This is a genomic window from Bradyrhizobium sp. SZCCHNR3119 (assembly GCF_032487775.1).
GTDB lineage: Bacteria > Pseudomonadota > Alphaproteobacteria > Rhizobiales > Xanthobacteraceae > Bradyrhizobium.
The window spans coordinates 2,780,258-2,801,757 of sequence record NZ_JAUEUV010000001.1 but is presented as its reverse complement, the minus strand read 5'-3'; the positions used below and the strand labels follow the sequence as shown (position 1 = coordinate 2,801,757).

Below are 21,500 nucleotides of genomic sequence, written 5' to 3'. Positions count from 1 at the left end.
ATCATGGTCGAGCATCGCCGCTTTGGGAATCTGCTTCCGCACCTGGTGCTGTTGACCGGCGTCGCCATTGTTGCCTTCCCGGTCTACCTCGCCATCATCGCGTCGACGCACGACAATGCGGTGATCGCCAACGGCCAGATGACGCTCTGGCCTGGCGGACACGGGCTGGAGACCTATTGGAAGACCATCGTATCCGGCAGCGGCCGCACCACGCACGAGCCGGTCGGCAGCATGATGCTGTCGAGCCTGATCATGGCGCTCGGGATTGCGGGGGGCAAGATCGCGATCTCGATCATCTCGGCCTATGCGATCGTGTTCTTCTCGTTTCCGTTCCGGATGGCGATGTTCTGGACCATCTTCGTCACCTTGATGCTGCCGGTCGAGGTGCGCATCTTTCCGACCTACAAGATCACCACCGACCTGCACATGCTGGATTCGTATTCCGGGCTGATCCTGCCGCTGGTCGCCTCGGCCACCGCGACGCTCTTGTTCCGGCAGTTCTTCATGACGGTGCCGAAGGAGCTGGTCGAAGCCTCCAAGATGGACGGTGCCGGACCTGTTCGTTTCTTCTTCGATACGCTGCTGCCGCTCTCGGTCACCAACATCGCGGCGCTATTCGTGATCCTGTTCATCTACGGCTGGAATCAGTATCTCTGGCCGCTGCTGATCACCACCCGCGACGACATGCAGACGATCGTGATCGGCATCAAGAAGATCATCGACGTGCACGATGCGCTGACCGAATGGTCGGTGGCGATGGCGACCGCCGTGCTCGCCATGCTGCCGCCGGTCGCCGTCGTGGTCTTGATGCAGCGCCTGTTCGTGAAGGGTCTGATCGAGACGGAAAAGTGAGGAGGCGAATGGCGAGTAGCGAATGGCGAATTGGGGCTCTCGCCAAGCCGCTCGCTTTTGCCCGACTCTCTAATCCAATTCACCTGTTCGCTACTCCCTATTCGCTACTCGCCGGGCATAACCATGGCTAACGTCGTTCTCCGCAATATCCGCAAGGCCTATCCGAATGGCTTCGAGGCCATCAAAGGCATCGATTTCGAGATCGGCGATGGCGCGTTCTGCGTGCTGGTCGGCCCCTCCGGCTGCGGCAAGTCCACGCTGCTGCGCATGGTGGCGGGGCTGGAGACCGTGACGTCCGGCGAGATCGACATCGGCGGCCAGATCGTCAATCAGGTCGAGCCGGCCGAACGCGACATCGCGATGGTGTTCCAGAACTACGCGCTCTATCCGCATATGAGCGTGTACAACAACATGGCTTACGGCCTGCGCAATCGTGGCACACCGGCGAAGGACATCGATGCCCGCGTCCAGGAAGCCGCGCGCATCCTCGAACTCGGCGCGCTGCTCGATCGCAGGCCGGGGCAGTTGTCCGGCGGCCAGCGACAGCGCGTGGCGATGGGCCGGGCCATCGTGCGCCAGCCGAAAGTGTTCCTGTTCGACGAGCCGCTCTCGAACCTCGACGCCAAGCTGCGGATCGCGATGCGGGTGGAGATCCGCAAGCTGCAACGCCGGCTCAACACCACGGCGATCTACGTCACCCATGATCAGCTCGAGGCCATGACGCTGGCCGACATCCTGGTCGTGATGAATGCCGGGCGCGTCGAGCAGATCGGCAGCCCGCTCGAGATCTACAGCCACCCGGCGACCACCTTCGTCGCCACCTTCATCGGCGCGCCGCCGATGAACCTGATCACGCTGGACGATGGCTTGAAATCCCAGCTCGCAGCCGCCGGCCTGCTCGCGGGCGAGGCCGGCATCCTCGGCATCCGCCCAGAGCATTTCGAGCTCGCCGCGGGAACGCCCGCCGGCGGCGGCGTCGCCCTCGACCTCACCGTCGAGGCGATCGAGCATGTCGGGGCGGAGACCTTCGTCTATGGCGCCCGCCGGCAGGGCCCGATCGATCCGGACAGCGCCCTCACTTTGGCGGCGACCGCCAACGACATCATCGTACGGGTGCCGGGGACCGCGGCGCCTGGGATCGGCACCGAAATTCGCGCGGTGGCGCCGCGCGAGCAGCTGCATCTGTTCTCGGCCGACGGCCGCCGCCGGATCGTGCTTTAACCCGTTCGAGATACAGGTGGTTTAGGGTCGCCCGGCGCTTGAACCGCGCGGGCGTCATGCCCATATTGCTTGCCAAGGGGTGCCGATAGGGCCCTGAAACGTCAAAGTCGCTTCGAGAGGACTTTGTAAACTATGTCTCGTGTTCCTTCGCTCTCCAGCCCGTTCCTGCTGGGCTTCGACGAGATCGAGCGTGTGCTCGACCGCGTCGTCAAAGGTGCCGACGGTTATCCGCCCTATAATATCGAGCGGTTCGAACGCACCAATGGCCAGCCAGAACGCTTGAGGATCACGCTGGCGGTGGCGGGTTTTACCCGCGACCAACTCGATGTCACCATTGAGGAAAACCAGCTCGTCATCCGCGGGCGGCAGCAGGACGACAAGACCCGGCAATACATCCATCGCGGCATTGCCGCGCGCCACTTCCAGCGCACTTTCGTGCTGGCGGAGGGGATGCACGTGCTGGGTGCGGATCTGAAGAACGGGCTGTTGTCGATCGATCTGGCCCGGCCCGAGCCGGAGCGGATCGTTAAGACAATCGCTATCAATGAACACGAATAATAGTTGGTATGGAACGAGTAGCGGACTCGACCGCTTGAGACTACGATGAGGAGTCGAGACCATGAACGAGGGTAATGTTGCGTCTCAATCCGGCGTCTCGCTGGAGTCGCTGGCCAGTTTGGGCGAAGGTCATATCGCCTATGTGAAGCAGATCCGGTCCGAGGATGTGCCCGGGCTGTTTCCGCAGGCGCCGCAGATCGCGCCAGGCCTGAAGCTGTTCGCATTGCATGCCGCCGACGGCACGCCGATCATGCTGACCGACAGCCGCGAAGCCGCGATTGCGAATGCGTGGAGCCACGAACTCCAGGCCGTGAGCGTGCACTGACGAATTTCTCGCCGCCCCTCGCGTGGCGGTCGATGGAGCCGTGATACACATGCGCGGATCTGTCGCCTCGACAGGTCCGCGTATTTTTTTGGCCCGATGTTTGTTGCTTAATGACGGACGCGCTCCTGAGATCCATGACATCCGCGGAGCTGACGCCCGGCTCGCCGCTCGGCGCGGCGCTGCTGGCGCTGAACAACGCGCATGCCACGGAATTATCCTGGCTGGACTCCGGGCGGCTCGCGCATCTTGTCGTGCAGGCCTATGCCGCCTGGCGGATCGGCGATGCCGACGCGCTCCTGATCGCGCTCGACGAGCGCGCCTCCTATGACAATCCGAACTTCCAATGGTTTCACGACCGCTTTCCGCGCTTCGTCTATGTCGATCGCATCGTGGTCGCGCCCATGGCGCGAGGGCGCGGTCTGGCGCGCCGGCTCTACGAGGCATTGATCCGGAAGGCGTCGGAGGCGGGCCACGATCGCGTCGTCTGCGAGGTCAATCTCGACCCGCCCAATCCGCAGTCCGACGCGTTTCATGCCGCGCTTGACTTTTCAGAAGTCGGCTCGGCCAGCATTCACGGCGGCGCCAAGACGGTCCGCTATCTCGCACGAGCTCTGTCGTGATGCCGGCGCAGCGTCACGCTGCCGACGCTCGCGATGACGAACGGCTCGGGCAAACCGATCCGAGCCCGATCGACGAGACGGATAATTCAAGAATTTTGTTTCTGGCCATTTCCGCGGCGCCGAATTTCACGCCGAGACATAAATCAAGCCCGTTCAGGGCCGAGCTGTCCAATCCTTAAGTTTGTCCCTGCGGCGGCAGCCGCTAGTGCTCCGATTCCGATGTTCGCGCCTTTCGATGCTCGCGTCATGTCGCGGCAATCTCGTGCTTCGGGATCGAAAAACACGACGATCGTGTGTAGGGACTGCAGATGCATGCGTCGAGCCTTGGGTCGAGCCTTGGGCTGTTTCGAGAGCTGGCGCTCGGGACCGTGCCGAACCGTCACGTGTTCGCGGACGTTCCTGCGCCGGGATCGAGCCCGTACTACGTGATCTGCAACAGCGTACCCAAGGCGGGGACCTACCTCCTGGTCGAGCTCGTGAGAGCGCTGGGCGGCCACGTCGACGTCGGCTACCACACCTACACATCATCGATCAGCAAAGTGAACCCGGACGGGTCATTCGATTACGGACGCGCGATTACGGCGCCGCTCTGGGCCTCCGCACTCACTCCCGGCTACTTCTGCGCCTCGCATACCGAGTACTGTCCGCATCTCGAGCAATATCTGCTCGGCAGACCCGAGCACAAGATGCTGTTCATCGTGCGCGACCCGCGCGACATCGTCATGAGCTGGGTCGACTTCGTCTACCATTCGGCGGCCTACCCGCGGATGCGGAAGTGGAACGCCTATCTGCGGGCAGCCGGATCGGCAGCCCACCCCGACGATGCGTCGCGGATCACCTCGACAATCCTCTCGCTTCCCCGATCCGGGATCAGGAATTTCATGAGCTGGCTCGACTCGCCGGCCTGTCTGACCGTGAGGTTCGAAGATCTCTATTCCGAACTCGCCGCTGACGATGCAACGACGACATCGTCGTTTCCCGTCCTTCACCGCATCTGCGACTATCTCGGGCTTCCGCGCAAAGCGCCATCGGACCTCAAGGTCCTGGGGCGCGGCCTGACGTCGTCGGGACGGCCCAAGAAGGTCGGTGTCTACAAGGATCGGATGATGCCGCAGCATCTCGATCTGCTCCGCGACGAGGCGTTCCAGGAACTGGTCGTCGAGTTCGGCTACGATCCGACTCCTGCGGACACGCTGGCGCGTGCAAAGGGCTACGGCGCCGCGCGCAGGCTTGCCAAGCGCCTCACGACGTTCGCCCTGCCGCGCCCGGGCCGGCCCGCGGCAGAGGCTGGGTGCTGCTCGCAAGGGCGCCAGAACTGGCAGGGGGACTAGTGGCTAGCGTTCTTCAAGCCGAAGTGCGCACGAATTCGCTGGAGGACGGCGCGGCATCACGCCGCGGAGGCGGGCGGCAGCGCCAGCACGGAATAAATCGCCTGGGCATCACGGGAGGCCCGCAGCTTCTTGGCGACGTCCTGATCGCGGAGCAGCCGGGCGATGCGCGCCAGCGCCTTCAGGTGATCGGCGCCCGCCCCTTCCGGCGCCAAGAGCAGGAAAATCAGGTCGACGGGCTGGCCGTCCATCGCCTCGAAATCGATCGGCCGTTCCAGGCGGGCGAACAGGCCGAACAGCTTTTCCAGCTTCGGCAGCTTGCCATGCGGGATGGCCACGCCATAGCCGACCGCCGTGGTGCCGAGCTTTTCCCGCTGCAGCAGGACCTCGAAGATGGCGCGTTCGTTCTGCCCGGTCAGCGCTGCGGCGCGGGCGGCCAGCTCCTGCAGCGCCTGCTTTTTACTATTGACCTTCAATGCCGGGAGAATCGCCTCGGGTGCGACCAGATCGGTAATCGGCATAGGGCGTTCCGAGGTGAATGAACCGTCAGGGGCGAAAATAGGTCGGGACCGAGCGGCGTCAAGGAGCCGACGAACGACGCGGGCGGGGGCTCGCCCGGGTCGGATGCGAGGGGCTTCTACCCCAACGCAACGGCCGTGCCAACTCCCGCAAGCATGTTCCGGCGGCCTATCCTTAAGATCGTTGAACGGCGTCCAAAAGGCGGTCAATTGCCGCGTTCCACGGCCGAATCCGCTGCGTCCCGGCGGCCGGCTTCAAGACGTGGCGGGGGGATCCACCCAGCCGATATTGCCGTCGGCACGGCGATAGATCACGTTGATGCGGCCGCTGGAGCCATGCTGGAACACGAGGCAGGAGGCTCCGGTCAGGTCGAGCTCCAGGACCGCCTCGGAGACCGACAGCCGCTTCAGCGCGGTCGTGGCCTCGGCGATGATGACGGGATTGTAGCCGGAGAGCTCCTCGTCGCCCTCCCCCGGAGCCTCGATGACGTAGCTGGGCGCGTCCACCGTCGGCGCCTCGAGGCCGGCAAGCGCCGTATTGGCGGCATGCGTCTTGCGCGCCGAACGATCCTTGAGCCGGCTCTTGTAGCGGCGTAGCCGCTTTTCGATCATCAGCAGAGCCTGGTCGGCGCTGGCATAGGCGTCCGGCGCGTTGCCCTCCGCCTCCAACGTGATTCCGGAATCCAGATGCAGCGCGCAGTCGGTCTTGAAGCCGAAGCCGTCCTTCGACAGCGTGATGTGACCGGAGTAGTTGCCGTCGAAATATTTGCTCAGCACCTCCGCCGTCCGTTCGCTGACGCGCCCACGCAGCGCCTCGCCGACGCTGATGCTTTTGCCGGAGATCCGTAAGGTCATATGCTGCCTCGATTCATGTCAACCGAGGCCAAGACTAGCCCGATTTGGGCAAGGCGCAATCCGCGCCAGCGCGATCGATGGACGCAACCAGGCGCGATCAGGCGGAAGCGGTGTCCCGGGAACGATCGGGCGCATGCGAACTCGACAGCGCATGCGCGAGCATGCTCTGCTTGTCGCGACGCCGCTGCACCGAAGAAGGTATCCGCATCGCTTCGCGGTATTTCGCGACCGTGCGACGCGCGATGTCGATGCCGGCCGCGCGCAGCTTCTCGACGATGGTGTCGTCGGAGAGAATCGCGGAAGGCTCCTCCGCATCGATCAGCTGCTTGATGTGGTGGCGGACGGCTTCCGCGGAATGCGCTTCGCCGCCATCGGCCGAGGCGATCGACGCAGTGAAGAAATATTTGAGCTCGAACGTGCCGCGATTGGTCGCCATGTATTTGTTGGCGGTGACGCGCGACACGGTCGATTCGTGCATCTGAATGGCATCCGCAACGGCCTTCAGATTCAAGGGCCGCAGATGCGCCACGCCGTGGGTGAAGAAGCCGTCCTGCTGGCGCACGATCTCGGTCGCCACTTTCAGGATCGTGCGCGCCCGCTGATCCAGCGCACGCACCAGCCACGTCGCGTTCTGCAGACAGTCGGTGAAGTAGGACTTGTCGCCGTCCTTGCCGATCTTCTTCGACAGCTCGGTATAATAGACCTGATTCACGAGCACGCGCGGCAGCGTGTCGCTGTTGAGCTCGACCAGCCAGCCGCCGTCGGGCCCCGGCCGCACATAGACGTCGGGCACCATGGTCTGGGTGCGCGTGGTGCCGAACTTCAGCCCCGGCTTCGGATCGAGCCTTTTGATTTCCCCGATCATGTCGACGAGATCCTCGTCGTCGACGCCGCACAGCTTGCGAAGCGCGGCGAAATCGCGCTTGGCCAACAGGTCGAGATGCTCGATCAACGCCTGCATCGCCGGATCGTAGCGGTCGAGTTCGCGCAGCTGGGCCGCCAGGCACTCGCTCAGGTTCCGCGCGCAGATGCCGGGCGGATCGAATGTCTGCAGGACCCCGAGCACCGCCTCGACATCGGCCTGCTCGGCGCCGAGCCGCTCGGCGGCCTGGCCCAGGTCGACCGGCAGATAGCCGGCCTCGTCGACGAGATCGATCAGGTACTGGCCGATCATGCGGTCGGCCGGTGCGGTGAAGGCAACCGCGGCCTGCTCGGCGAGGTGATCTGAAAGCGTGGTCTCGGCGGCGACGAAGGCCTCGAGATTATAGTCCTCGTCGCTCGAGGCCCCGCCGCCCCATTCGGTGTAGGTGGTGGGCGGTGCGTCCTGCGCGTTGCGTGCGGCCGCTTCCGCCGGCTCTTCGGAGAAGACGTTGTCGAGGCCGGTGTCGAGCGTCTGCTCGATCTCGGCACGGCTGCCGAGATCGCGGTTCATCCAGTCTTCCTGGGCCGGCTCGAAGCTTTCGCCACTGCCGCTCGCCTCGGCAAAATCGTCGTTGCCGCCCTCGGCATCGGAGAACTCGGCGCGCTCCGCCGTGTGCTCGCCCGCGACCGGCGCCTCGGGCCCGTCGGCCGCGCGCTCCAGCAGCGGATTGCGTTCCAGCTCGTCTTCGACGAACGTTGCGAGGTCCAGATTTGACAGCTGCAGCAGCTTGATCGCCTGCATCAGCTGCGGCGTCATCACCAGCGATTGCGACTGGCGGAATTCCAATCTCTGCGTCAGCGCCATGGAGGCAAGAACATTCCCTAACAGTGGTCCAATTCTTGCTTATCCTACTCTGCGCCGGATGTACACGGCTTGACGAATAAGAAAAACGAACTATGGCGCGCACGCACTAGGCCGTTACCGGCTCAGGCAGCTGCCGCCTTTTCTCCCCGCCAGGCGCGACCGCAATCGCCGACATTTCCGCCGTTGTTCCGGCCTCCGGCCAGGATTCTTGGCCGCTCTTGGCCGCAGCTTGTTATTTGGCGGGGCAATTGGCCGTTATCGTTTTCTTGATGCATCCCCCGCGGATCGCGACGCGCGCAAGGCAGCGCACCGAGGTCGCGTCATACGCCGGAACGACAATTCGTTCTGACGCTCAAGCCTGCGGCAGAGTCGTCGCGCATGTCGCATGGACGACAAAGCCGACAAAACATTCATGACACTACAGGCGGAATTCCTCGCCGAGATAAAGCCTGCGCACGTCGGGATCGGCGACGATCTCCTCCGGGCTGCCTTCGGTCAGGATCTGTCCGGCGTAGACGATATAGGCGCGGTCGGTCAGGCCCAGCGTCTCGCGAACGTTATGGTCGGTGATCAGAACGCCGATGCCGCGATTGGTGAGGTGGCGCACGAGCTGCTGGATGTCGCCGACCGCGATCGGGTCGATGCCGGCGAACGGCTCGTCGAGCAGCATGTAGTTCGGCCGCGTGGCAAGCGCACGCGCGATCTCGACGCGGCGGCGCTCGCCGCCGGACAGCGCGATCGACGGCGACTTGCGCAGCCGCGTGATGGTGAATTCTTCGAGCAGCGCGTCGAGTTCGCGCTCGCGCTTCTTGCGCGACGGCTCGACCACTTCCAGCACCGCGCGGATGTTCTGCTCGACCGTGAGGCCGCGGAAGATCGAAGCTTCCTGCGGCAGATAGCCGATGCCGAGTCGCGCGCGCTGATACATCGGCAGGCGGGTGACATCGTGGCCGTCGAGCTCGATGGCGCCGCGATCCGCCTTGATCAGGCCGGTGATCATGTAGAATACGGTGGTCTTGCCGGCGCCGTTCGGCCCCAGCAGGCCCACCGCCTCGCCACGCCGGACATAGATGCTGACGCCGCGCACCACCTGGCGGCTGCCGAAGCTCTTCTCGATCGAGTGAACCGCAAGAAAGCCCGGCCGCCGCAACAGCTGCGGCCCGCCACCGGCTTTTGCTGACTTGCCTGCAGCCTTATTCGCTTTCGCGGCCGGGCGGTTGCTGCGCGCCAGGGTCTCGGTGTTCTGCGGCGAGCGCGGGTTGATCCGCGGCCCGGGCCGCTCGTTCACGGTCTCCGCGAGCGCCGCCAACGGATCGTCGAGCGCGGTGATGTCCTCACGCGGGCGCACGAAACCTCGCTGGCCGCGCTTTGCGGGCTGCCGACGGAACATGTCGCGTAGATCCACCATTCCCCGCTTTGCTCAACTCCCTCGAAGGTGTCTCACCACCCGCTCAGCCTGATTCGGTCGCCCAGTCCGAACGAACGATTTACCCTGCCCAGCGGACGCCTTCGACCTCGGGGCTCGCCAACATCTCCCGGAACAGCACCTGCACATCGCCGCAAGCCACCGCCCTGCCCTCATATGGGCTCCGCAGCCATGGACTTCACCAAGACGTTGTGGCGAGTTCATTGCGACGGCAACGGCCGCATTCGTAAATAGAGGCGGGCGCGGCGGCATTCAACTGCCGCCAGTTAACCCAAGAGTAACCCAAGCCAAACTCTCGGGTCACTCTCCTGTCATTTGGGCCTATTTGCGCCCAACGACAACGGCGATCCGATGGTCGGCCCGGACGAGCCGCAGCCCTGCCCGCTGCCGCCTCCCGAGGCCTGCGGCAGCAAGACCTGCACGCCTCGGCCGCTGTCGGATTCGACCCTGGAGACCCCGGTGGTCATGTCCACGGTCAGCCGGTCGCCGCGCATGACGTTCTTGCACTGGGTCAGCACCACGCCGCCTTGCATCGTGATCTGGTTGCTCTTGGGATCGAAGATGGCGGTCTCGCCGGTGACGACCTGGTCCTTCTGGGTCACGACGACGTTGCCGCGCGCCTCCAGCCGCTTGATCGACGAGGCGCCACCTGGCCCAGGCGTCGCAGCCTGCATCGACGGACCCTTCGCCGGCTTGGCGCCGGCATTGCCAGGCGAGTTCGAACCGCCCTCGTAGAACACCACCAGCGTCTTCGACGTCATCGTGGTGTCGCCCTGCACCACCTTCACATTGCCGGAGAAGGTCGCCTCTTTCACCTTGTCGCGCATCTCGAGCGAGGCCGCCTCGATCTGGATCGGCTGATCGCGATTCTGCGAGAAGCCCTGCAGCGCGTTGGGCACGCCCGTCGTTGCGCTCTGCGCGAACGCACCGCCGCTGGCGCCTGCGAGCAGCGCCGCAACCGCCATGAATCGCGCAAGGGCAAAGCCCGCGCGACCGAGCCTGACGCGACTTGGCCTGATAAGATCAATCATGAATTCACTTTGCATTCGTTGACTTGACGGGCCGCGTCCGCTGCGTGGGCGTCGCATCGGCCGCGCGCTCGGCGGGCTGGGCACTCGGCCCGGCATTGCCGCCGTCCAGATTTTCCAGATGCATGACCACATTGCCCTCGAATCGCACGACATCGCCATTGTCGGTGATTCGCAGGCGATCCGCAGTCAGCGTGCCATTGGTCAGCTTGACGTCGACGTGCTGGTCCGAGCTCACGGTGCCCTTGCCCATGTCGGCATGCGCCTCGCTCAAATGCGCCTCGTAGCCGGTCGATGTCGTCATGACGACATCCTTGTACAGGTCCAGGAGCTGCTGCTTGGTATCGAAGATGCCGGTGCGCGCCTTCAGCGTCACCGTGGACTGGTCTTCCATCAGCACCTTGGCGCGCAGGATGTTGAGCTGGACATGATCGGGATCGGTGAGGTCCTGCACGGCGCTGTGGGCGACGAGATCGTAGGGCCGCTGGTCCGGCGTGAAGCCGGTGAGATGCGGCGTCTCCATGGTGATCTTGCTGCCGGAGACGACGAGATTGCCGGAATCGAGCGGCAGGCTCGGCATCAGGACGCGGAATGGATTGAAGATCGAGACTCCGAGAACCGCCGCCATCGCCAAGGCCACGGCCACCGGCACCGCGATGCGCAACACGCGGACCATGCGGCTGTGCCGCGAGGCCACGGCGAAGCGCGCTTCCAGTCCGGGATCGTAGACGGGGTTGTGGACGGAGTTCACCGTGGCTCCAATGCGGGAGGTTCCGTGCGCATTCTACCACGGAGACGGCGGACATTGCAGCCGGAACCGGCGGCCGATCTGTGGCCGTCAGGGCTCAATTGGTTACGAGAATTTAAGAATCGACCGCCTCAGGAATGGGCAAAGATATCCTCGGCTTCGAAACCTTGGAGATCCAGCCTGGCGCGGTGCGGCAGGAACTCGAAACAGGCTTGCGCCACCACGCTCCGCCCCTCGCGGGCCAGCATCGCATCGAGACGCTCCCGCAAGCCATGCAGATGCAGCACATCGGAGGCCGCGTAGGCAAGCTGCGGCTCGGTCAAACTATCAGCGCCCCAGTCGCTCGACTGCTGCTGCTTCGACAGGTCGACATTAAGCAGCTCGCGCACCAGGTCCTTCAGGCCGTGGCGGTCGGTATAGGTGCGCGCCAGGCGCGAGGCGATCTTGGTGCAGTAAAGCGGCTGCGGCATCACACCGAAGGTATGATAGAGCACCGCGACGTCGAAGCGCGCGAAGTGGAAGATTTTCGTGACGTTGGGATTGCCGAGCAGCGCCTTCAGATTCGGTGCATCGGTGTGCCCCTTCGGAATCTGCACCACGTCGGCCGTGCCGTCCCCGTTCGACAGCTGCACCACGCAAAGCCGGTCGCGATGCGGGTTGAGCCCCATGGTCTCGGTGTCGATCGCGACCGAGGTGGTATAACGGGACAGATCGGGCAGGTCGCCACGGTGCAGGCGTACGGTCATGGGGAAACCTTGGTCAAAATCGAGGCTGGCGCCGAAACTAGCGCTCAGAGCGGCCGGAAGCGCGGCAGACAACCACATTGGTCAACATCCGGCAATGGTGGACAAGCAAGACGAGGACAGCACCCAGAAATCGAACATAGAGCCGGGTAGCGCCCCACCTCCTTAGCTGCCGTTGGAGATCGTGAACTGACCAGGACAGTCCTGCGTAGCTCCCCTTCAATTCTGAGAATTTAGCTGCGACATGGGCGAGAGCGTCACAAAGCTCGGGCGCTGATAGTGCCGCGGGACGACGAAGGTTCATCCGTCATCGCGAGGAGCGAGAGCGACGAAGCGATCCAAAATTTTTTGCCGAGGCAAGATTCTGCATTGCTTTCGCCCGTCACCCTCAAGACTAGGGCGGACAGGTCGCTTCACTCGCAATGACGACGAGCGGCGGTTTGATTTGTGAATAGAGCCATACGTCGTGCTCGATCGGCTTGAGGCGCGGTTATCGGCAGGAACGGACCGTCCGTAAGCGTCAGGCTGGATGACGAACAGGTCGCAAACTGGCGGGCTGGCCCAGAACTGGCGGACCGCCTGAGTAGGGGCAATCCCATGCCGACGGCACAATCAGTGATTTGCTGTTGCGGCACCCAAGACGGGTCGCAACGGTTTGGAATCTGGACAAGAATCTCAATTGTTGATACCAAAAGCATCGAGCGACCGCCGCCCCCTTGCCAGAGTTTGGTCGGTCGCCCGATTCTTACACCCTCCATACGATCGAGGGGCAGCTACTGCACCTTACCTACGCGCCCGTGGCTCGGGTCACGTCGGAAGGCTCTACAACCCCAAACCACGGGGTAAGCTCTGGGGCCGACGCTCAAACATCAGCGTCGGCCTCGGTGTTCTTGGCCTTATTGCTGACCACGGGAATGCAGAAGTCCAATACGGCCTCAAAGGTCGTAAGGAACTTCGTTCGCTCCTCCTTGGTCCACCCGTCAGCAGCGTCAGGCAAACTCTCAAGCAAGCCAGCAAGCGGTGGCGGAAGGACACCCGAGTTCACCGTGGGCGCCTTCTTGGGATGAGGCAACGTTACAAGGCCGCGTAAGACGCCGCCAACAGCACGGGAGGTCGTGGCAACAGGACGCGGACGAGTCGGGGCGCTCAATGGACGGGCGCCACTAGACGAACGTGAGCCTGACGAACGTGAGGTTGCCTGCCTTTCCAGGATGATCCCCGCGTACGAACAGAGACCTACGAACAACGTCACCATTCGCGACTGCTGTCCAACGGGCTGATAGTTGCGGAACGCATCGCGGATGCGCGTCTCGTCATCCTTCGCCGGATCAACAATGCCGAAGATGTCGGCGTAGGCTGACCTCAACCATTCTTCTAAACGCGGCTTAAATTCTGCTTCCGGCGCTAGGCGCAGAGCTTCCAAGGCAGGCGAAGGCGCTCCATTTACGTCGATCAGGTCAAGCACATTCAGCGCATACAGCACGCGCGAGATCAAACTGTCCGGCACGCCGATGCGGCCGAGCGCCTCCCCATTGAGGGGCACAGGCAGCCCACGTTCACGATGCCGATTGACGACATCGACGATCGCTGCTGCTGGCGCGTAGGGCGCTGGTTTATCCGCCGTAACCGGCATCGCAAGCTCCGAAGATCAAGGCTGAAGCCACCAGATCACGGATTCGCAGCTGATGCAACCCGCATCTAAGCATGGTACCAGCAGTACGGATACTAAGATTGTTCCCGATCACATTGTTTATATAATTGTTTATATTATACTTTTTTGTCTCAGCCTCGACGGTCACACGTATCCGCCGCAACATCGGGAAGATAGGCTCGTTCGGTTCACCGCAATGTGAACAGCGCCAGCACGTCGAGATATCCGCAATTCTGCGGATATCCGCGATCAAGTCCTGACTTTCGTTAAAGAGTAACGTCAGCACCAATCAGCCGTATAGACAAAAACCAGGAAATTCATTGATTTTCAAAGTACCCGTACTTGTAAACGACATGAAGCGCGTCAAAAAATATTCTCTATATATATCATATAGATATCGACAGGCAAGCTGGGCGCGGGGGCAGTGGCCCGGCACGCTTATCCAAAATACCACGAAACAAGCTTGAACCGTGTCCAGATATGCTACGAAAAATCGGAACCCAAAGGCCGCCGAGGTCGCTTGCTAGGGCACTTGCCGGACGCCTTTGTTGAAAAGGCAAAGCACACCAAGTCTGCCTGCGCGGCCTACTACACCCTGAACCACATCCTTGACCGCTTTGGTTCCTGCTCAGGCTTTGGGGCGCAGAGCGATCTTGCTCTGCTTGCACTCGACACTTTGAAGGCAAGGAGCGCAATCAATGCCCGTAGCATTACTCCTGCAACAGAGCTCAGCGAAGCGGTCGATCAGTTCGACCGGAGCGAGGCCGAACAACTGTCCAACACGATCGCGTTTGCCCCTGAGTTCGGCTGGGACGCCTTGGTGACCGCAAAGCCCGAACGACAACTGCTGTTGCTCTCACATGATGATCGGCTGGAAATCCATCGCGGGTTCGGCGGCGGGCGCTTGTCAGGGAGCTGATCTCGATTGGCGGCGGGCGTCGGTCGGATATCTGACGGAATGCTGCGGTGAGACCGTAGAGCGAGGCAATGACTAATTGCTGTCGCCGCCGCATGCCAGCCATCTGCAAACCACCCGTCGCGCCACTCTGTCGCAGAGTATTCGCCCTGTGTTGCCGGGCAAATCAGGACGATCTTCTCCGCGTCCCGCGCTTCACCAAGAGGGGCGCGCTTCGCGATCGTCATGAGTGTCGAGCGCGGGGCGGGGACACCTCCGGCTCGATGCCGCTTCCAGGCCGCCCCGGCACGTTCAGTTATGGCTTCATCTCACCGGATTATTCGCACAGATCAAATCCAGGCTTCTCTTGTTGGCGCGACAGAGCAAGAGCAGGACTGTGCGCCGCTGACATGCGCCGACACCGCTACGCGATCACGCACGGCGCGATCCACGACGAAGCAGGCGCATCTCCTCCGAACTCTTTGAGGACATAAAGCAGCTCCTTCTCTGTCACGAATTGCCTCGGACTCACTTCGAGCCAACATATGCGGGATTGATGATCACGTGAAATCAGTCGTCGAGAGAAGCTGCGAGGGTCCGCTCCGATACGGAGCTACACGTTGTGCTCGTGCATATCACCCATCCGCAAACTGCCCGTCGTGCCACTCTGTCGCAGGCTGTGCGGCTTGTCGTGTCGGGCAAATCAGAACGATGTTAGTCGCCGTCCCGCGCTCTTGAGAGAGGGGCGCTTCGCGATCGTCACGAACGTTGAGCGCGGGATGCGGTGGACGTTGCGATGTCGGGCGCGCTTTGCGCAAGACGACCGATATGTCGACGGACGTGAAATCGTGTGGTCCTGGCGTCCCGGTGCTGACGCCAAGCGCATGATGCAACTCGACGAGCATCATGAGCGACGGGGGCAAGACAGCCGGTCCCCGGGGAGCAACTGTGCTGAAGTAGACCGCCGATCGGCCGGCCTCAAGGCTGGCGCGAAGACGCGCCACCGCCTTCGGCGGCTGAAGGCCTTGACCCCGTCCGCTCGCCGGTCTGTCGGCTTGGCATGCGCTCGGTCATGGACCGAGCGCGGTAAGGCGCTCGATCAGCTCACCGCACCGCGTGGCGGCTGGAGTCCCATTTTTCGCCGCGTGCAATCATCGTGTTGAGGATGACGATCAGCTTGCGCATGCAGGCAATCACTGCGACCTTTTTCAGCTTTCCCTTGGCGATCAGCCGTTCATAGTAGGCCTTGAGTACCGGGTTGTTCTGGGTGGCTGCGCCGAGACAGGGCATGTAGAGGGCGTTACGGACCCAGCGGCGGCCACCCTTGATATGGCGCTCACCACGCCGTTTGCCGCTGTCGTCGTCATAAGGGGCGGCTCCCAACAATGCGGCAGCGATTTCCTCACGTACCGTCCCGAGCTCCGGAAGGCCCGCAATGAGGACCGCAGAGGCCACCTCGGCGAGACCCGGCACGCTTTCAATGATCTCGGCGCGTTCGGCAAATGCCGGTGTGGCCTTGATCGTGGCGGCGATGGCATGGTCGATCTTGGTGATCTCAGTGTCCAAGCCCTTCAAGACGCGGGCGTGGGCTTTCTGAACCGCTCCCGGCACGGCATGTTCGTTCTGGCTTTGCAAGCGGGTGCTCAGATCAATGAGAGCTTTGCGTGCTTTGACCAGTGCCGCCAGTTCCTCGCGTGCGGCATCGTGGGTCTGGCCCGACGCTTCGTCGAACGTCTCGGCGAACCAGGTGATCATCTCCGCGTCGATCGCATCGTTCTTGGCGAGCCGCCCGGCTGATCGGGCGAAGCTGCGCACCCGCTTGGGATCGACAATCCGTACCTCGATGTCAGCCTGGCGCAGCACCTTGGCCCAGTTCCGCTCATAGCCGCCGGACGCCTCCATCACCGCCTTGGCTGCTTTGTGCTTGCGCAGCCAGGCTACCAGCTTGCGGTGCCCCTCTGCGGTGCTCGGAAACGTTAGCCGCTGTGACAACGAGCGGATGCACGCATCCACCTTGTCCTTGGCCACATCGATACCGACGACAACGCGATCGTTTTGTGCCATCATCCACTCCCTTCCTTGCTCGTCCGGGCTCGAAGCCCATGCAACTGTTCGGGTTGAGGAAGACACACCGGATCTGTCCCTAGCTCCCCGTCAGGCTCTCCGGCCTTTGAGCACGTTCGGGCTCAGATCCAGCGACGGGCGGTTGGTGAGAACCGCCCGTTCGCACATTCTGGCACATTCGGAAGACACAAGAGCGCGTATAAGCGTTAAAACCATCGCACAGGGAAGGCCGGTTGTTGCGGCCCACCTGTGGTGACTGCCGCCTGCTTTTTTTCTGCAGGTGGGCCATGGGTGTTGGCCAAACATCCGGCCTTCCCTGTGCCCTCTCGCTGTTGAGGGGGATAGCTTGGCAAAGCTCGGACGCAGATTGCGCCGCGAGAACGAGGGTCCATGTCCGGGATGATCTTTCGACAAACGCGATGTCATTCCGGGGCGCGCGCAGCGCGAGCGCGGAATCCATTGGACACGGAGCGGGATACGACATGGATTCCGGATTCAGCGCTGGCGCGGTGCCCCGGAATGACAAGAACAGCTGTTTGACAGGTTAAATCGGGGTAGGGGGCTCGCTGGGCCTAGGGCGCTACGGACGCCGCTTCGCGACCGGCGAAAATCCAGCTTCGCCGCACCACGCGTAGCTCGAAGAGCGAAGCGTGGTGCCCAGGAAAGGACTCGAACCTTCACGGCCGTTAAGCCACTGGCACCTGAAGCCAGCGCGTCTACCAATTCCGCCACCTGGGCATGGGGGCGGTTAGTACGGATCGGGGACGCGCTTGTCAAACCGCGGATGCGATTTTTGTGACGATTTTTCCGAGATGCGCGGAAAATCACGCCCCACGTTTCCCGTCCCGCGGCGATACGCTATACAGCGGCGAAGCGGCGGACGCTACGCCCGCCAAATGACGCCCTTCCGCAGGACATCCCAGGACGATTCCCATGGCATCGAATCTCGACACCCTCGTCACGGTCTTCGGCGGTTCGGGCTTTCTCGGCCGCCACGTGGTCCGGGCGCTCGCCAAGCGCGATTACCGCATCCGCGTCGCGGTGCGCCGCCCCGAGCTGGCCGGTCACCTGCAGCCTTTGGGCCGGGTCGGCCAGATCCACGCCGTGCAGGCGAATCTGCGTTATCCGGCCTCGGTCGACGCGGCGATGCGCGACGCGCATGCCGTGATCAACCTGGTCGGCGTGCTGACCGAGAGTGGCGCCCAGACCTTCAACGCGGTGCAGGCGGAGGGGGCGGCGACAGTCGCAAAGGCGGCAGCCGGGGCGGGCGCGCAGCTGGTGCATGTCTCGGCGATCGGCGCCGACGAAGCGTCCGCCTCCGCTTACGCGCGCGCCAAGGCCGCCGGCGAGAAGGCGGTGCTGACCGCGCTGCCGACGGCAACGGTCATGCGGCCCTCGGTGGTGTTCGGTCCCGAGGACGACTTCACCAACCGCTTCGCCAGCCTGGCGCGGATCTCGCCATTCCTGCCGCTGATCGGCGGCGGCCAGACCCGGATGCAGCCGGTCTATGTCGGCGATGTCGCCACCGCGATCGCGGATGCCGTCGATGGCAAGGCGAGGGCAGGGGCCACTTACGAGCTCGGCGGGCCGGAGGTGCTCAGCTTCCGCGAGATCATCGAGATCATCCTCGACATCACCGACCGCAAGCGCGCTCTGGTGTCGCTGCCGTTCGGGCTGGCGAAACTCCAGGCCGCCTTCCTGCAATTCGCGCCGGGCGCGCTGAAGCTGACGCCGGACCAGGTCGAGCTGTTGCGCCACGACAACGTCGTCTCGGAAACCGCCACGGCTGAGGGGCGCACCCTGCAGGGCCTCGGCATCACGCCCGATTCGCTCGAGGCGATCGCCCCGCAATATCTCTGGCGCTTCCGTCCCGCCGGCCAGTTCCAGCGCAAGAACGCCTGAGGCGCGGCGGGCAGCCCGCCACGCAGCGCCTTACATCCCCAGCGCCAGCGCGATCAGTCCGAGCGTGCCGACGATGACGCGCCACCAGGCGAACAGCACGAAGCCGTGACGGGTAACGTATTCGAGGAACGTCTTCACCACGATCATCGCGGTGATGAACGACACCACGAAGCCGATCGCGATGAGGCCGATATGGTCGGTCGTCATCTCGGCGCGGCTCTTGTAGAAGTCGTAGACGAAGGCGCCGATCATGGTCGGGATCGCCAGGAAGAACGAGAATTCAGCGGCCGAGCGCTTGTCGCCGCCGAGCAGCATCGCGGCGACGATGGTCGCGCCCGAGCGCGACACGCCGGGAATCATGGCGAGACACTGCGCGACGCCGATCCACAGATACATCATCAGCGGATAGCGCGTGGCGTCATGCTCGCGCGGCTTGTGATCGATCTGATCGACCCACAGCAGGACTGCACCGCCGACGATCAGCGTGAAGCAGACCACCCAGGGATCGAACAGCACCGCCTTGATGTATTTGCCGGCGATGAGGCCGATGATGACCGCCGGCATGAACGCCACCAGCACGCCGATGATGAAGCGGCGATCGTCCGCGTTCGACAGGGCGCCGATGGCGACGCGCGACAGTTTGAAGAAATACAGCGCGACGATGGCCAGGATGGCGCCGAGCTGGATCAGGATCGCGAAGCTCTTCCAGAACCCGTCCTCGCCCAGCCCGAAGAAGCGCTCCGCGAGCAGGAGATGGCCGGTCGACGAGACCGGAAGGAACTCGGTGACGCCCTCGACGATCCCGAGAAGCACCGCCCGCAGCGTATCTGACATCATGAATTTGGTCCGTCATTGCCGGCTCGCTCGCCGCCGACATGCGCCGACAATGCGGCGAGATCCGCGAAAAGCGCGTCCTTCTCGCTTATTCGGCCACCGCTCGCAATCCAAAAAGCCCGGCGCGCGAGCACGAATCGGAAATGCGCGGCTGCAAGAGCATGCAGGCACCGCCAGCTTTGCCTGGGGATACACCGTTCCCTGTGGTCACACTTTGGCCAGCCGCCCAACTGCTTACACTTTTGCCGACCATGCGCTAATGCTCCGAATCGGATCTGCAGGACGTCGTTTCGAAGCTCGGACCCTCTCAGCGAACCCGCCGCAAACGCCGAATGGTTGAAGCTTCGTTAAGCGCGGCCATCTAGTCAAAGGCTCCATGTACACGCTCTTTCACCATGCCTTCTGCCCGCACTCGCGATTCGTCCGCCTCGTGCTCGGTGAATATGGTCTCGACCTGCGGCTGGTTGAGGAGCGCGCCTGGGAGCGGCGGGAAGCCTTCTTGACGCTGAATCCCGCCGGAACCACGCCGGTATTATCCGTCGAGGGCTTGCCGCCGGTACCCGGCGTCAGCGTCATCGCCGAGTTCCTCGACGAGACATGCGGGCCGGAGATGGGGGATCGCAGGCTGTTGCCGACCACCACGGCCGAACGCATCGAGGTGCGCCGGCTGATGGGCTGGTTCAACGAGAAGTTCTTCGAGGAGGCCTCGAACCTTCTGGTCACCGAGCGCATCTACAAGCGCTTCATGAGCGAGGAGGATGGCGGCGGGCCGCCTTCGACCGACGTGATTCGCGCCGCGAAGACCAATGTGCGCTATCATCTGGCCTATATCGGCTGGCTGGCACAGCGGCGCAATTTTCTCGCCGGCGACCGGCTCACCTATGCCGACCTGGCGGCTGCCGCGCATCTGTCGGCGATCGACTATCTGGGCGACGTGCCATGGATCGAGGACGACGCAGCAAAGGCGTGGTACGCGCGGGTGAAGTCCCGCCCGTCGTTCCGTCCGCTGCTGAGCGACTGGCTGGCGGGCGTGCCGGCGTCGCGGACCTATGTGGACCTCGACTTCTGAACCCGGCGCCTGCTCCTCTCAGCCGCGATCTCAACGCGAAGCTTGCGGCCGAGGCTCACAAGCTTGGCTTCGACTGCATTGGCATCGCGCGGCCGGAACCGACGCCCGAACGCGCCCGGCGCTTCCAGGAATTCCTCGCCGCCGGGGCCCATGGCGACATGGACTGGCTGGCACGTGACCCCGAGCGGCGGATGGACCCGCAGACGCTGTGGCCCGAGGTGCGCAGCGTGATCATGCTCGGCGTGAATTACGGCCCCGACGAGGATCCGCTTGCCGTGCTTCAGGCCCGCTCCCGCGGCGCCATCTCGGTCTATGCACGCGGCGATGACTATCATGACATCATCAAGAAGCGGCTGAAGGCGCTGGCCCGCTGGCTGATCGCGACGGCCCCCTGCGAGCTCAAGGTGTTCATCGACACCGCGCCGGTGATGGAAAAGCCGCTCGGCCAGGCCGCCGGACTCGGCTGGCAGGGCAAGCACACCAACCTGGTCTCCCGCAGCTTCGGCTCCTGGCTGTTCCTCGGCGCCATCTATTCCACCTTGGAATTGCCATTCGACGCGGCGGAGATCGATCATTGCGGCTCCTGCCGCGCCTGCCTCGACATCTGCCCGACGGCAGCGTTTCCGGCGCCCTACCGGCTCGATGCGCGGCGCTGCATCTCGTATCTCACCATCGAGAACAAAGGCCCGATTCCGCGCGAATTCCGCAAGAGCATCGGCAATCGCATCTACGGCTGCGACGATTGCCTGGCCGCGTGCCCCTGGAACAAATTCGCCAGGGAAGGGCGCGAGGCCAAGCTGGCCGCCCGCGACGGCTTGCGTGCACCGGCGCTGGCCGAATTGGCCTCGCTCGATGACGCCTCGTTCCGCGCCCTCTTTACGAAATCGCCGATCAAGCGGATCGGACGCGACCGCTTCATCCGCAACGTCCTGATTGCGATCGGCAATTCCGGTGACGCCGCGCTCGCGGCAACGTCCGAAGCGCTCCTGAACGACGCCAGCCCGCTGGTGCGCGGGGCGGCCGTCTGGGCCCTGGCCCAGCTCGATCGCACCAGCTTCGATCGGCACGCGGCGATGGCGCTTGCCGGCGAGACCGACGAGGGCGTGCGCCAGGAATGGCGACTCGCCGTGTGATCTG

At 63.4% G+C, this 21,500-nt stretch carries 20 protein-coding genes and 1 tRNA gene; 10 read left to right on the top strand and 11 right to left on the bottom strand.

Going from position 1 to position 21,500, the window contains the following annotated elements; translation table 11 throughout:
• Positions 1 to 3 precede the first annotated feature (3 nt).
• The 6 genes from ugpE to QX034_RS13040 all read left to right on the top strand — a co-directional run bounded on the left by ugpE (position 4) and on the right by QX034_RS13040 (position 4,907).
• Complete coding sequence (gene ugpE / locus QX034_RS13065) at positions 4 to 852, top strand: sn-glycerol-3-phosphate ABC transporter permease UgpE (protein ID WP_315702188.1); 849 nt, start codon at positions 4 to 6, stop codon at positions 850 to 852.
• Positions 853 to 975: 123 nt separating this feature from the next.
• Complete coding sequence (locus tag QX034_RS13060; protein WP_315702189.1) at positions 976 to 2,073, top strand: sn-glycerol-3-phosphate import ATP-binding protein UgpC; 1,098 nt, start codon at positions 976 to 978, stop codon at positions 2,071 to 2,073.
• A 132-nt stretch (positions 2,074 to 2,205) separates the two neighbouring features.
• Complete coding sequence (locus tag QX034_RS13055; protein WP_315702190.1) at positions 2,206 to 2,631, top strand: Hsp20 family protein; 426 nt, start codon at positions 2,206 to 2,208, stop codon at positions 2,629 to 2,631.
• Between the two features lie 61 nt (positions 2,632 to 2,692).
• Positions 2,693 to 2,956: a DUF1150 domain-containing protein gene (locus tag QX034_RS13050; protein ID WP_315702191.1), complete on the top strand. Its 264-nt coding sequence runs from the start codon at positions 2,693 to 2,695 to the stop codon at positions 2,954 to 2,956.
• A gap of 134 nt (positions 2,957 to 3,090) precedes the next feature.
• On the top strand, positions 3,091 to 3,576 hold the full coding sequence (locus tag QX034_RS13045) for a GNAT family N-acetyltransferase (protein ID WP_315702192.1): 486 nt from the start codon (positions 3,091 to 3,093) through the stop codon (positions 3,574 to 3,576).
• A 308-nt stretch (positions 3,577 to 3,884) separates the two neighbouring features.
• Complete coding sequence (locus QX034_RS13040) at positions 3,885 to 4,907, top strand: hypothetical protein (protein WP_315702193.1); 1,023 nt, start codon at positions 3,885 to 3,887, stop codon at positions 4,905 to 4,907.
• A 56-nt stretch (positions 4,908 to 4,963) separates the two neighbouring features.
• Here QX034_RS13040 and ptsN read toward each other — a convergent pair whose 3' ends face one another.
• The 8 genes from ptsN to QX034_RS13000 all read right to left on the bottom strand — a co-directional run bounded on the left by ptsN (position 4,964) and on the right by QX034_RS13000 (position 13,581).
• Positions 4,964 to 5,425, bottom strand: a complete 462-nt coding sequence (gene ptsN, locus QX034_RS13035) for a PTS IIA-like nitrogen regulatory protein PtsN (protein WP_315702194.1) — start codon at positions 5,423 to 5,425, stop codon at positions 4,964 to 4,966.
• A gap of 252 nt (positions 5,426 to 5,677) precedes the next feature.
• Positions 5,678 to 6,277 (bottom strand): ribosome hibernation-promoting factor, HPF/YfiA family, encoded by a 600-nt coding sequence (gene hpf, locus QX034_RS13030; RefSeq protein ID WP_315702195.1) that lies wholly within the window; start codon positions 6,275 to 6,277, stop codon positions 5,678 to 5,680.
• Between the two features lie 97 nt (positions 6,278 to 6,374).
• Positions 6,375 to 8,003, bottom strand: a complete 1,629-nt coding sequence (gene rpoN / locus QX034_RS13025) for an RNA polymerase factor sigma-54 (protein ID WP_315742555.1) — start codon at positions 8,001 to 8,003, stop codon at positions 6,375 to 6,377.
• A 418-nt stretch (positions 8,004 to 8,421) separates the two neighbouring features.
• Complete coding sequence (gene lptB / locus QX034_RS13020; protein ID WP_316195459.1) at positions 8,422 to 9,411, bottom strand: LPS export ABC transporter ATP-binding protein; 990 nt, start codon at positions 9,409 to 9,411, stop codon at positions 8,422 to 8,424.
• Between the two features lie 329 nt (positions 9,412 to 9,740).
• Positions 9,741 to 10,394: an LptA/OstA family protein gene (locus QX034_RS13015; protein ID WP_315702198.1), complete on the bottom strand. Its 654-nt coding sequence runs from the start codon at positions 10,392 to 10,394 to the stop codon at positions 9,741 to 9,743.
• 70 nt (positions 10,395 to 10,464) lie between these two features.
• Positions 10,465 to 11,208, bottom strand: a complete 744-nt coding sequence (gene lptC / locus QX034_RS13010; protein ID WP_315761522.1) for an LPS export ABC transporter periplasmic protein LptC — start codon at positions 11,206 to 11,208, stop codon at positions 10,465 to 10,467.
• 128 nt (positions 11,209 to 11,336) lie between these two features.
• Complete coding sequence (locus QX034_RS13005; protein ID WP_316195457.1) at positions 11,337 to 11,951, bottom strand: ribonuclease D; 615 nt, start codon at positions 11,949 to 11,951, stop codon at positions 11,337 to 11,339.
• Positions 11,952 to 12,810: 859 nt separating this feature from the next.
• The gene (locus QX034_RS13000; protein ID WP_316195455.1) at positions 12,811 to 13,581 is read right to left on the bottom strand and encodes a DUF5343 domain-containing protein; all 771 of its coding nucleotides are present in this window, start codon (positions 13,579 to 13,581) and stop codon (positions 12,811 to 12,813) included.
• Between the two features lie 481 nt (positions 13,582 to 14,062).
• On the opposite strand from QX034_RS13000, the gene QX034_RS12995 reads away from it, so the two are divergent.
• Entirely contained in the window at positions 14,063 to 14,518 is a 456-nt protein-coding gene (locus tag QX034_RS12995; protein WP_315807184.1) for a hypothetical protein, read from the top strand.
• 1,080 nt (positions 14,519 to 15,598) lie between these two features.
• Here QX034_RS12995 and QX034_RS12990 read toward each other — a convergent pair.
• Both QX034_RS12990 and QX034_RS12985 read right to left on the bottom strand, forming a co-directional pair.
• On the bottom strand, positions 15,599 to 16,561 hold the full coding sequence (locus tag QX034_RS12990) for an IS110 family transposase (RefSeq protein WP_315744806.1): 963 nt from the start codon (positions 16,559 to 16,561) through the stop codon (positions 15,599 to 15,601).
• Positions 16,562 to 17,209: 648 nt separating this feature from the next.
• Positions 17,210 to 17,296, bottom strand: a tRNA-Leu gene (locus QX034_RS12985).
• A gap of 195 nt (positions 17,297 to 17,491) precedes the next feature.
• Between QX034_RS12985 and QX034_RS12980 the strand changes: the two genes are divergently transcribed.
• Entirely contained in the window at positions 17,492 to 18,460 is a 969-nt protein-coding gene (locus tag QX034_RS12980; RefSeq protein WP_315761524.1) for a complex I NDUFA9 subunit family protein, read from the top strand.
• Between the two features lie 30 nt (positions 18,461 to 18,490).
• Here QX034_RS12980 and QX034_RS12975 read toward each other — a convergent pair whose 3' ends face one another.
• Positions 18,491 to 19,297 (bottom strand): undecaprenyl-diphosphate phosphatase, encoded by an 807-nt coding sequence (locus tag QX034_RS12975; protein ID WP_315702203.1) that lies wholly within the window; start codon positions 19,295 to 19,297, stop codon positions 18,491 to 18,493.
• A gap of 373 nt (positions 19,298 to 19,670) precedes the next feature.
• Between QX034_RS12975 and QX034_RS12970 the strand changes: the two genes are divergently transcribed.
• Together QX034_RS12970 and queG are read left to right on the top strand one after the other, a co-directional pair.
• On the top strand, positions 19,671 to 20,363 hold the full coding sequence (locus QX034_RS12970; protein ID WP_315702204.1) for a glutathione S-transferase family protein: 693 nt from the start codon (positions 19,671 to 19,673) through the stop codon (positions 20,361 to 20,363).
• Positions 20,312 to 21,496, top strand: coding sequence for a tRNA epoxyqueuosine(34) reductase QueG (gene queG / locus QX034_RS12965; RefSeq protein ID WP_315742703.1), 1,185 nt, complete (start codon positions 20,312 to 20,314; stop codon positions 21,494 to 21,496). The genes QX034_RS12970 and queG overlap by 52 nt, the downstream gene beginning before the upstream one ends.
• The last annotated feature ends 4 nt before the right edge of the window (positions 21,497 to 21,500 follow it).

Bases quoted from the DNA above. Each gene is read 5' to 3' on its own strand.
- QX034_RS13055 (WP_315702190.1), top strand. From the start codon at position 2,206: ATGTCTCGTGTTCCTTCGCTCTCCAGCCCGTTCCTGCTGGGCTTCGAC.
- QX034_RS12990 (WP_315744806.1), bottom strand. From the start codon at position 16,561: ATGATGGCACAAAACGATCGCGTTGTCGTCGGTATCGATGTGGCCAAG.
- QX034_RS12970 (WP_315702204.1), top strand. From the start codon at position 19,671: ATGTACACGCTCTTTCACCATGCCTTCTGCCCGCACTCGCGATTCGTC.
- QX034_RS13060 (WP_315702189.1), top strand. From the start codon at position 976: ATGGCTAACGTCGTTCTCCGCAATATCCGCAAGGCCTATCCGAATGGC.
- lptB (WP_316195459.1), bottom strand. From the start codon at position 9,411: ATGGTGGATCTACGCGACATGTTCCGTCGGCAGCCCGCAAAGCGCGGC.
- QX034_RS12980 (WP_315761524.1), top strand. From the start codon at position 17,492: ATGGCATCGAATCTCGACACCCTCGTCACGGTCTTCGGCGGTTCGGGC.
- QX034_RS13045 (WP_315702192.1), top strand. From the start codon at position 3,091: ATGACATCCGCGGAGCTGACGCCCGGCTCGCCGCTCGGCGCGGCGCTG.
- QX034_RS13050 (WP_315702191.1), top strand. From the start codon at position 2,693: ATGAACGAGGGTAATGTTGCGTCTCAATCCGGCGTCTCGCTGGAGTCG.
- QX034_RS13005 (WP_316195457.1), bottom strand. From the start codon at position 11,951: ATGACCGTACGCCTGCACCGTGGCGACCTGCCCGATCTGTCCCGTTAT.
- QX034_RS13000 (WP_316195455.1), bottom strand. From the start codon at position 13,581: ATGCCGGTTACGGCGGATAAACCAGCGCCCTACGCGCCAGCAGCAGCG.
- ptsN (WP_315702194.1), bottom strand. From the start codon at position 5,425: ATGCCGATTACCGATCTGGTCGCACCCGAGGCGATTCTCCCGGCATTG.
- hpf (WP_315702195.1), bottom strand. From the start codon at position 6,277: ATGACCTTACGGATCTCCGGCAAAAGCATCAGCGTCGGCGAGGCGCTG.
- ugpE (WP_315702188.1), top strand. From the start codon at position 4: ATGGTCGAGCATCGCCGCTTTGGGAATCTGCTTCCGCACCTGGTGCTG.
- rpoN (WP_315742555.1), bottom strand. From the start codon at position 8,003: ATGGCGCTGACGCAGAGATTGGAATTCCGCCAGTCGCAATCGCTGGTG.
- QX034_RS13015 (WP_315702198.1), bottom strand. From the start codon at position 10,394: ATGGCGGTTGCGGCGCTGCTCGCAGGCGCCAGCGGCGGTGCGTTCGCG.
- QX034_RS13040 (WP_315702193.1), top strand. From the start codon at position 3,885: ATGCATGCGTCGAGCCTTGGGTCGAGCCTTGGGCTGTTTCGAGAGCTG.
- QX034_RS12975 (WP_315702203.1), bottom strand. From the start codon at position 19,297: ATGATGTCAGATACGCTGCGGGCGGTGCTTCTCGGGATCGTCGAGGGC.